This is a genomic window from uncultured Cetobacterium sp., assembly GCF_945952365.1.
Taxonomy (GTDB): Bacteria; Fusobacteriota; Fusobacteriia; order Fusobacteriales; family Fusobacteriaceae; genus Cetobacterium_A.
Map to the genome: position 1 here is coordinate 1 of NZ_CAMFHX010000031.1, position 11,122 is coordinate 11,122.

Below are 11,122 nucleotides of genomic sequence, written 5' to 3' on the forward strand. Positions count from 1 at the left end.
CTTTATCCCTTTTCAAAGAACTGGACCTATTTTTCATCTTTAGTTAACAGATTCAAAATATAAACTTTATACTTATATGCAAAAAAACCTTTACTTAAAAAGGTTTTTAAAGTATTTCTTTTTCTAAATTATTTATAAGTATCTCTAAATTTGATAATTTTTCATCGTTGAAGTCATTTACATTTATAAATTTTAATAAATTATTTAGTTTTGTTTTAATATTTTCTTTTTTTAAATTTTTTTCTTTTTCAATTTTATTTTGAATTAAATTATCTTTGAACTCTTTTATTTTTTCTTTTGGATTTTCTGATTCCAATATTTCAAATACAAGTTCTCCGTTTTCTTTTTCAATTTTTTTTATATCTTTAATTGTTCTATCAGGTAATTTATATATTTCATTGCTATTGTATTGTATAGAAAGTTGTCTTCTATCTAAGCAAAGATATACAAAATCTTTTTTAAAACCTAAATTTTCATACCACTTTCCAAACATTCCATTTTTATTATTTGAAAATATTTTATGAGCTTCTAAAAAAACATCTCCAAGTTCTTTTAAATTTTCTTTTAATAAATTACTTGTATGTGTTGCTTTTTTTTCTAGTTCTAATAAATTTTCTTTATCTTCTTGATTAAAATCATTGTAATCAAAATTTGATTCGAACTTCTCTTTTTTTATAAGTACTTCACTTTTTTTGTAATTTGCTAACAATCCCATTTAATAATTTCCCCCACTAAATTTTTATAGTCTATTGCTGCTGTACATGTTGAATCTATCTGATAAATCGAGTCTTTATTAAGTCCTAATAGATTTAGTTTTGAACAAGTTCTTATAGTTGTTTCTGTTGTTTTAAAATTTTCTTTTAAATGTTCGTAGATCTCTTTACTTACTTTTTTTCTTTTATCTAGTTTTGTTGGTAAAACTAAAGTATTTTTTATTTTTACATCTAACTCCTCTTCAGTTTGCTCTAAAGTTTGAATTAAAAGATTTAATCCATCTAAAGCTAAAAGTTCTGTTTCACAAGGAATTAAAACATAATCTGATGCATAAAGAGCATTTACTGTAAATAAATTCATACTTGGTGGACAATCTATTATTATATAATCATATGTTTTTTCTAATTTATTTAAAGCTTTTTTTAATAATTTTTCAGTTCCAAATTTAGAAGTTAATTGTCTTTCAGCTAAATTTAAAATTAGATTTGAAGGAACTAAATCAAAATTTTCAGTTTCTACGATTACGTCATTTATATTTTTTTGATCAGCTAAAATATCTTTTATAGTTAATTTTGGTGTTTCATTTAAAGCTGTAAAAGTTAAACTTGCTTGAGGGTCAGTATCTATTAGTAAGACTTTTTTATTTTGTAAAGTTAACCCTGATCCTATGCAATGAGTTGTAGTTGTTTTTCCTACTCCACCTTTAAAATTTATAATAGAAACTATTTTAGACATTTTTTCCTCCTGATTAAAAGTTATTTTCATTTCTTCTGTTGTAATATCGATTTTAATTAATTGATTTTTTTTATAGCCAGTTTTTTCAATAATCTCTTTATCTAAAGTTATTCTATAAAGTTTTGTATTTCCATTAGCTTGAATAATTAATGGTTGTCCTTGTTCACATTTTTTTAAAATTATTTCATTTTCTTTTTCATCATAAACAAAATTTAAAAATTTAGGTTCATTCATTATTTTAATTCCTTTGATAGGAATATTTAGATAAGCTGTGGATATTTTATTTTTTTTATTAAATATTAGATTTATTTTTTTTTCAAAAACCATTTATTCTCCTTTTTTTAAGATAAAAGTAATTGAATTATTTTATAAGTATCTCAGAATTTTTTATGTATTTTACTTTTTCTTGTTTCTACAATTTAGAATACTATAAAACTTTTTAAAAGTCAACGCATTTAAGATTTTATTTTTTAATATGCGTTTAATAATTTATGTATATTTTTTATTTTACATTGTTTATAGTTGTTTATATATTGTTATATATTGTTATATATTGTTATGTACAAAAAAAAAGCCAAAAAAAAGCCATTTAAGCATTGATTTATAAGGCTCAATTGAACATTTAATAGTTCGTCATTTAATGGGAGTATTTTTCTTCATTAGGTGGGAGTATCTATCTTCATTAAGTGGGAGTACTTTCTTCATTAAGTGGGAGTATCTATCTTCATTAAGTGGGAGTATGTGAAAAAAGTTCTTTTTTTATCAACACTTATTGGGAGCATATTTTAAAAATAATATAAAATCTTCATTAAGTGGGAGTATTTTTCTTGAAATTTCTCTATAATTTAGGTATAATCTATTAGAATCTAAGAAAAAACATAGAAAAAAGTGAGATATACCCATGTAATGACGAAAAAATTGTTGGAGTTGATTTATGAAAGTAGTTAAAAAGAAGAAAGGCAACAATTTAAACTTTCAAGAGGTAATTGATACACCAGAAACAGAAATAGTAGAAGAAAATATAACCTTAGATGAAAGTTTTTTAAAAAATAGAGCACTGATACGTATGGATATGAATATAATCCAGTATCCTATATTTAGCAAGAACACAAAACGAAAAACAAATCAGATAGTTAAATATTATTTTAACAACAATAGAGATACCTATATCACTGTTACTCCTGCTTCGGGATATCATATTCCAGGAGAAATGGAGGAAAAAGTTTTTATTGTATTGATGAAAATTATGAAAGATAGAGGAATGCCTCAAAAATTTTGTGTAACATTGAGTGAATTAAAAAAAGAATTGGGATTAAATACAAATAGAGCAAATGAACTTATTAAAAAAAGTTTATTGAGAATAGCTAATACATTTTATAGCTTTAAGAATACAATGTATTTTAATGAATTGAAATCTGTTTTGAAAGAAGAGATTACAAGATCTATTTTTGAATTGGATATTCTTAGTTTAGAGAGCAAAGAAAATGCGAATATAAAAGCACAAATAAATGATCGTAGAATAAAAGAGATTTATCAAATAAAAATATCAGATTTTTTCTATAAAAATATTTTAGCAAAAGGATATTTAGTTTATGATGCTGCTGTATTACTTGAGATAGAATCAAGTACAGCTAGAACTATTTATATGTTGATTGAAAAGCTTAGATTTAGTGAAACGTATTTGAAAATAGATGTAATATATTTAATAAAAAGAATTCCATTGAAGTTTGATAAAACTAATATTGGAAGAACTGTAAAAACTTTGATGAAAAATTTCCAAGAGTTAAAAGAGAAAGAGTTGATAAAAGACTTTATTTTAGAAAAAGAGGGGACTTGGGAGAATGCCGAAGTTGAAATATTTTTCTATGATTTTACAGTTCAAGATAAGCAACAAAGATTTTTTGATGATTTAAATGAGTTTAGAAATTTAACTCAAAGTCAGCTTTTGGTAAGTCATACGGAAAATAAAGATTTACAAGAGGAACTGCATGAAGAGTTAAAAGAGTTTATAAATGTCACACCAGAGATGGTAGAGGAGATTTTAAGCTTAATGCCAACTAAAGCTAGAAGTTTAAAAACTATGCCTAAGACAATAAAGGATTCAATAGAAAGCTATGGATTGGAAAAAGTTCAACAGGTTGCAATCTATATGAAGAAAAATAAAGTTGATAAAGTGAGAGCGTACTTTATAAAAGCTTTAGAAAATGATTGGACTAAAGATGAGGAAATAGTAAATATAACTCCTAAAAAAATTGAGGTTGAAGCTGAGGTTGTTCCTTTAGATTTAAAAGAGAATAAAGGTTTAAATGAAACTGAGATTTCGATTATTTATGAGAGATTCCAAACATTAGATGACACAGAGAAAGAAGAGATAGAAAAAGATGCTTATGCTCACTATGTAAAAAAATGTGGTCAAGATACAAAAATTCAGAAAATTGCTTTTAAAGCAGCTAAAAGATCACTGATTTCAGAATACTTAATGGAAACAGAGTATTTTAAGAGAAAAGAAGAGACAGCTGTTAAAAAAGATGTTATTGAAGAGATTGAAGTTATATCTGAGGAAAAGGAAAAACCTAAAAAAGGAATGACATTAACAGAGATATATACATCGGTAGGTCAAAAAGTAAAGTTTTATTCGGGGCTTTTTGAGATGGATTTTGATGATTATATGATGTTAAGACTAGAAGCTGGAAAAGAGATTCTTTTATATAAAAATTTAGAAGAGATAACAGAGGAAGTTTTAGTTGAAATGGTAAAGTCTGTTGTTTTAAGATTAAATAGTAAAAAATAGAAAATATAGATTATATAAAAATATCTTCGGTCATGACCGAAGATATTTTTATATTTAAATTTTTTAATTTGTAATTAATCTTGGAACAATACTTAAAGTTGAGTTGACACCGAATTTTTTTATGTATTCGATTACGATATCTTCAACTGCAGGATAAGAAAAAAGTTCCTCACCATGAATAAAAGATGTATACTCTTCACCACCTAAAGCCATAAAATCTGTAGTGGCAATATGATAATAATTATTCAGGTTAAGAGGAGTGTCGTTTATAACTATATTTTGAATTCGATTTAAAGGTGGTTTATTACTATCAAAAAAGACTTTTAGACCTGCAACCTGAGCCATTGCTCCAAGATTTTGAGGAAAGCCTTTTAAACCGTTCTCAAGAGCTAATTTCAAATCACTGCCTTGAATCTTTTTTATCACTATATAGTTACCAAAAGGAATTGAGTTTTTAATATCGCCGACTTTGATATCTCCAGCTTCAATAGAATCTCTAATACTTCCACCATTGATGAGTACAGCATCACATTTTGTTTTCCAAAGAATGGCATCAGTAATAAGTTGAGTAAAATTTGTTTCACCTTTTCTAACTAAGTCTCTATCACCAATTAATGGAAATTTTGTTTTAGCAATTACTGAATTTAACATATTTTCTTGAGATTTTGTGATTTTATCAATTTTATTTTGAATATCTATATCTGCTTCATACAAATCGATATCATTTTTATTTAAAAGTTTATATTCCAAAAGATGTTCTTTATTAATTTTATCAATCTTAACTTTGATTAAAGATATTTTATTGTTATAATTTCCAGTTTGACTAATTAAAGCGTTGTTGATAATTAATTTTTTATCAATAGTAGTATGGCTATGTCCATCGAGGATTAAATTAATTTCTGGAAAACATTTTGCCAGATGTATACTTTGATAATCCTCTTCGGTTGTTTTGTCACATCCAAGGTGTGTGATTCCAACATAAAAATCTATATGCTCAGATTTTAATTCATTAAAAAGTTCTTTTACTGAATCTATTGGATTTTTAAAATCTAAATTTTTTATATTTTTAGAATTTGTTTTATAATAAGTTTCCGGTGTCATTAATCCAAAAAAACAGATTTTAAAATCATTAATTTCAATTATATCAAATGGTAATATTTTATCATTTAACTTTTCATTATCTACAAAGTTTAAAGCTAATGTTTTATAGTTTTGTTCATTTAAAAGTTTTTTTAGTTGCTCATATCCAAAATTGAAATCATGATTACCAAGTGTGGCATAATCAAACTTTAGAGAATTGAAAAGTTCAACTATAGACTCCCCTTTAGAAAGATTTGCAAAAGAGGTTCCATGAAGAGTATCTCCTGAATCAATTACAAATACTCTACCGTTTCTTTTATCAGATCGTAGGGTTTCTAAAAAAGTGAAGAGTTTTGAAAACGAGATACTATTATTTTCTCCATTAACTCTTCCGTGAATATCATTAAGGTGAATAAAAGTTAAATCAAAATTTTTTAAATTCATAACCCCTCCTCGTTTAAAAATATACTATAATTTTAGTGTAGCATAGAATTAAATGAAATAATATATGATTCTTGATTTTTGATGCTTAGTTTTGTTAAAATAATAATAAAAATAAATTAATTAAAGGAAGTTAAAATGAAAATAATAATAGATGCAGATGCCTGTCCAGTTACAGATATTGCAATAAAAGTGGCAAAATCTAAAAATATAAGTTGTTTAATAGTATGTGATAATGCTCATAAAATCGAGAGAGATGGAGTGGAAACAGTTGTTGTTTCTCAAGGAGCAGATGCAGTAGATTTTACAATTATTTCAAAGAGTGAGGAAAAAGATGTAATCGTAACTCAAGATTATGGGTTGGCATCAATCGTTTTATCAAAAGGAGCTCATGCAATAAATCAAGATGGTTTGATTTATAATAAATTTAATATAGAGAGTTTACTTTTTAGTAGACATATGTCACAAAAGCTAAGAAATGCAGGAAAGAGAACAAAGGGACCTAAGAAAAGAACTCAGGATCAAAACGTTGAGTTTGAAAAGAAATTAATTAAACTTTTAGAAGATATAAACAAGCTGTAGAAAATTATTTTTGGAGGAAAAAATGGAAAATCAAAAATGTTTAGAGTGTGGTTGTGAATTAGAAAAAATTGGAAATGAATATATTTGTAAAAGTTGCGAAGCAAAATATATAAAAAAAGCTTATTGTCCTGACTGTGGAAGTGAACTTGAAAAGTTAGCAGCGTGTGGATCTTTAAGCTATTGGTGCAATAAATGTAACGAGTTAAAATCAAGAAAAACAATAATACAAAAATTGACAAAAGATGCATAATTAGGTTATTATTTAGTTAAATATATTTTTAGGGAGGAGTTCGAATGAAATTTGTATTTAATCACTTTAATATTAATGTATTAAATCTTGAAAAAAGTATGGAGTTTTATAAAAATGCGTTAGGGCTTACAGAGGTAAGAAGAAAAGAAGCTGCTGACGGTAGCTATATTTTAGTTTATATGGGAGATGGAGAAACTGGGTTTACAATAGAGTTAACTTGGCTAAGAGATAGAGAGGAAGCTTACGATTTAGGGGATGAGGAGTTCCATTTAGCTTTTGTTGCTGATGATTATGAGGCAGCTCATAAAAAGCATAGTGAAATGGGATGTATCTGCTATGAGAATCCAGCTATGGGAATTTATTTTATAAATGACCCTGATGGATATTGGTTAGAAGTTATTCCACCTAGAGTTGTAAAGTAAAAACTGAATAAATTTATTTAGATAGGGTCTATTTTGACCCTATTTTTTACATCTTTATATTTCAAAAAAACTATGTTATCATAATATTTTAAGATATAATCTAGTAAAATTAGAAAATGAAGGAAGTGCATCAAATTATGTTAGCAACAGGCAGTATTTTAATTATAATTGCAGTTTTTTTAGCAGGTGTGGTTATAAGAAAAAAGCAGGTAAAAATGACAAGAAAATTAAAAAATAAGGCTGTGAGAGAACAAACACGTAAAGTTCAGCAGATAAAAGAGAAAAATGAAAATCCAGCTGATAATAAAATGAAAAAAGTGCAAAAAGATAAAGAGATTTATGACGAGTTGGGCTATGATGAAAATGGTTATGACAAAGCAGGCTATGATAGATTTGGGTATAATAAAGAGATTTATGAAAATCATTTTGCAAATAGTTATTCTAGGTCTGACTATGATAAATTTGGTTATGATAGAGCAGGTTATGATAAGTTTGGATATAATAAAGCTGGTTATGACAGAATGGGATATGACTGGAATGGATATAACAAAGCAGGCTATGATAGAACAGGTTATAATAAAAGTGGTTTAAATAAATCTGGAATTTCAAAAAATATTAAATTGGATTCAGAAGTTGACAAAACAATCTATGATAAATTTGGCTATGATAAAGAGGGCTACGATAGAAGTGGTTATGACAGAAATGGCTACGATAGAGCAAGATATGATAAATACGGTTACAATAAAGCAGGTTTTGATAGAACAGGTTATGATAGGTTGGGATATAATAGAGAAAATAATGCAAGTTTTAATATAAAAAATCATGATGAATATGAGTATGATAAATATGGCTATGATAGAGCAGGTTATGATAAGTTTGGTTATAATAAAGCTAGTTATGATAGAGAGGGCTACAATAGAAGTGGTTATAACTCGAAAGGTTATGATAAAGCGGGATATAATAAATATGGTTATGACAAAAATGGCTATGATAGAAATGGTAAAAGCAAATCAGTTTAGGAGGAAGTTATGAAAAGTTTAAAAATATTTTATATATATCACAGCTGTTTTGTAGTTGAAACAGAAAAACATTTATTAGTTTTCGATTACTATAAGACACCACTAAAAACTGATATAGATGACATATCTTTAATTGATATAGTTTCTAAAAGTTTAAAAAAGGTGATAGTATTTTCTTCTCATGGTCATTATGATCATTTTAACAAAGATATTTTAAACTGGAAAAATGAAAATTATGATTTAACTTATATTTTAAGTAGTGACATCCTTTTAGATGGAGATATAAAAAATTGTTATCAGATGTCAGAGGGTGAAAAATTAAATTTAGGAGAGATGACGATAAAAGCATATGGCTCTTCAGATTTAGGAGTTTCGTTTTTAGTGGAAGTGGATGAAGTTAAAATTTTCCATGCTGGAGATTTAAATTGGTGGTATTGGAAAGATGACACTGAAGCAGAGGAAAAATATATGAGAGAGTTATATACAGGGATTGTTGAAAAAATTAGAGTCAATAAAGAGATAGACGTTGCTTTTTTCCCTGTTGATCCAAGATTAGAGGAGTTTTGCTATTTAGGTAGTGAATATTTTGCTGAAAATATAAAACCTAAATTTATGATTCCAATGCATTTTGATGAGAATTTTTATGTCAGTACTGAGTTGAAAAAGAGAGTTAAAAAATATGATGTGGATGTTATCGAGATATTTAGAACGAACTTTTTGATAGAAATTTAAAAATGAGAAAATATCTTCGGTCATGACCGAAGATATTTTTGTTTAACAGAATCGAAGAAATAAGCTATAATATAATTATATAAAAATATAAAATGAGGAGGTTTAAATGATAGAAAAAAATGTTATTTTAAAAAAATATTTTGGTTATGAAAACTTTAGAGAAGGTCAAGAAGAGATAATCAGCAATATTTTAGAAAAGAAAAATACATTAGCTATTATGCCAACTGGTGGTGGAAAATCTATATGTTATCAAATTCCAGCAATAATTTTTGAAGGTTTAACAATTGTAATTTCTCCTCTTATATCATTAATGAAAGACCAAGTTGATGCTTTAAATCAAAACGGAATCCCATCTACATTTATTAATAGTTCTCTTTCAAATAACGAATGTGAAATGACTTATAACTCCTTAATGAATAACGAATATAAAATCATATATATCGCTCCAGAAAGATTAGAAAATAGTAGATTTTTATCAGTTATAAAAAAAATAAAAATATCTCAAGTAGCTGTTGATGAAGCACATTGTATATCTCAATGGGGTCACGACTTCAGAGCTAGTTATAAAAATATAAAAACTTTCTTGGAAAGTTTGGATTACTCTCCAGTAGTAACAGCATTTACAGCTACTGCTACACCAGAGGTTATTCAAGATATTTTAATCAGTTTAAATATAAATGCAGATATATTTAAAAATGGATTTAGAAGGAAAAATCTTAAATTTTCTGTTTTAAAAAATATAGATAACGTAAAATTTATTCAAAAGTTTATCCATACTCATCCTGATGAAAGTGGAATAATCTATGTTTCTACTCGTAAAGAGTGTGATAAGATCTATGAAATTTTATCTCGAACAACTGTGGTTGGAAAGTATCATGCTGGGATGTCTGATGATGAAAGAATGTCTAATCAAGAGGATTTTATATTGGATAAAACTAAAATAATCGTTGCAACAAACGCATTTGGAATGGGAATTGATAAATCAAATGTGAGATGGGTTATCCATAATAATATTCCAAAAGATATTGAAAGCTATTATCAAGAAGCAGGAAGAGCTGGAAGAGATGGGCTCGACTCAGAGTGTGTTCTTATTTATCATCCAAAAGATATTGTTATTCAAAAGTTATTTATTGAGAATGAAAATACAGATTCTGAGCTTTCAAAAATAAAATATGAGAAATTATCTAGTATGGAAAACTACACAAGAACAAATAGATGTTTATCAGAGTATATAGTGAACTATTTTGGAGATGCATTGGAAGAGTCTTGTGGAACTTGTGGCAACTGTGAAAATGAAGGAGAAGTTTTAGATATAACAATTGATGCACAAAAGATCATATCATGTATTGGAAGGCTAAATGATAGGTTTGGTGTTAAACTGATTTCAGAGGTTTTAAAAGGAGCTAATACAGCTAAGATAAAAGATTATAGATTAAATGAGCAATCTACATATGCGTGTTTAAAAGATAAAAGTTTAGAAGAGATAAAAATAGTTATTGATTATATGATAGGACATGAATATTTGAAAGTAAGTGAAGGAAAGTATCCTCTCATAAAGCTGACAGAAAAAGCATACTCTTTTATTAGAAGTAAGGAAACTTTGTTTATGAAAGTTTTAAATAGTGATACTTCTATTCAAAAATCTAAAAAGAGTTTAAAAAATAATGCTTCATTGTCACTGATAGAGGGTGGTGAAAATCTATTTAAGATTTTAGCAAAGTATAGAACGGAAACTGCTGCTGAATTGAGAGTTCCACCATATGTTGTTTTTTCAGATAAGACTCTGATTGAGATATGTAATTATAAACCTAGAAATAAAGCTGAGCTACTTGGAGTGAATGGAATGGGAGAGGTTAAGTTCCAAAAATATGGGGATTCAATTTTATCTATTTTAAATAAATATATTGAAGAAACTAATGACACTAATATAAGTTCTAAGTTAGAGATATCAACAAAATCAAGTTCAACTAGATCAGCTAGTTACAAAAAAACTGCCGAATTATTTATAGAAGGATTATCAATAGAAGAGATAGCCTCAACTCAACAAATTGTAGTTACTACAGTTCTTAACCATCTTTCTAAAGCTAAGGAGGAGATGGCTGAATTAGATTTATCAAGATTATATACAGCGGAAGAGAAAGCATTGCTAGTTGAAGCTGTGGAAAAGGTTGGTATAGAGCGTTTAAAGCCTATAAAAGAATCTCTGCCTGAATATTTTTCGTATGATAAGATTAAGTTGATTTTGATGGATTTATAAGAGAATTAAAATTTGACTTTAAATATGATATAATTTAATGAAAACAAGAGTTGAAAATGCTCTTGTTTTTTGTTTTTGGTGTTATTTTATGGTATTATA

General features: G+C 26.8%; 10 protein-coding genes. 7 read left to right on the top strand and 3 right to left on the bottom strand.

Going from position 1 to position 11,122, the window contains the following annotated elements:
- Positions 1 to 106: 106 nt before the first annotated feature.
- Positions 107 to 715: a hypothetical protein gene (locus Q0O83_RS10060; protein WP_294096717.1), complete on the bottom strand. Its 609-nt coding sequence runs from the start codon at positions 713 to 715 to the stop codon at positions 107 to 109.
- Positions 703 to 1,776: an AAA family ATPase gene (locus Q0O83_RS10065; protein ID WP_294096721.1), complete on the bottom strand. Its 1,074-nt coding sequence runs from the start codon at positions 1,774 to 1,776 to the stop codon at positions 703 to 705. Before Q0O83_RS10065 ends, Q0O83_RS10060 begins: the two co-directional genes overlap by 13 nt.
- A gap of 607 nt (positions 1,777 to 2,383) precedes the next feature.
- Here Q0O83_RS10065 and Q0O83_RS10070 point away from each other — a divergent pair.
- On the top strand, positions 2,384 to 4,240 hold the full coding sequence (locus Q0O83_RS10070) for a hypothetical protein (RefSeq protein ID WP_294096723.1): 1,857 nt from the start codon (positions 2,384 to 2,386) through the stop codon (positions 4,238 to 4,240).
- A 63-nt stretch (positions 4,241 to 4,303) separates the two neighbouring features.
- On the opposite strand, the gene Q0O83_RS10075 is transcribed toward Q0O83_RS10070, so the two are convergent.
- Positions 4,304 to 5,764, bottom strand: coding sequence for a 5'-nucleotidase C-terminal domain-containing protein (locus Q0O83_RS10075; protein ID WP_294096725.1), 1,461 nt, complete (start codon positions 5,762 to 5,764; stop codon positions 4,304 to 4,306).
- 135 nt (positions 5,765 to 5,899) lie between these two features.
- Here Q0O83_RS10075 and Q0O83_RS10080 point away from each other — a divergent pair, with 135 nt between their 5' ends.
- The 6 genes from Q0O83_RS10080 (at position 5,900) to recQ (ending at position 11,023) form a co-directional block, all read left to right on the top strand.
- Positions 5,900 to 6,343, top strand: coding sequence for a YaiI/YqxD family protein (locus Q0O83_RS10080; RefSeq protein ID WP_294096730.1), 444 nt, complete (start codon positions 5,900 to 5,902; stop codon positions 6,341 to 6,343).
- Positions 6,344 to 6,365: 22 nt separating this feature from the next.
- A complete protein-coding gene (locus Q0O83_RS10085) occupies positions 6,366 to 6,593 on the top strand; it encodes a zinc ribbon domain-containing protein (RefSeq protein WP_294096732.1) in 228 nt (75 codons plus the stop codon).
- 44 nt (positions 6,594 to 6,637) lie between these two features.
- Positions 6,638 to 7,015 (top strand): VOC family protein, encoded by a 378-nt coding sequence (locus tag Q0O83_RS10090; protein ID WP_294096735.1) that lies wholly within the window; start codon positions 6,638 to 6,640, stop codon positions 7,013 to 7,015.
- 116 nt (positions 7,016 to 7,131) lie between these two features.
- Positions 7,132 to 8,034 carry a hypothetical protein gene (locus Q0O83_RS10095; RefSeq protein WP_294096737.1) on the top strand — a complete coding sequence of 301 codons (903 nt, stop codon included), beginning with the start codon at positions 7,132 to 7,134 and terminating at the stop codon, positions 8,032 to 8,034.
- A 9-nt stretch (positions 8,035 to 8,043) separates the two neighbouring features.
- On the top strand, positions 8,044 to 8,766 hold the full coding sequence (locus Q0O83_RS10100) for an MBL fold metallo-hydrolase (protein ID WP_294096739.1): 723 nt from the start codon (positions 8,044 to 8,046) through the stop codon (positions 8,764 to 8,766).
- Positions 8,767 to 8,872: 106 nt separating this feature from the next.
- On the top strand, positions 8,873 to 11,023 hold the full coding sequence (recQ, locus tag Q0O83_RS10105) for a DNA helicase RecQ (RefSeq protein WP_294096741.1): 2,151 nt from the start codon (positions 8,873 to 8,875) through the stop codon (positions 11,021 to 11,023).
- Positions 11,024 to 11,122: the final 99 nt, after the last annotated feature.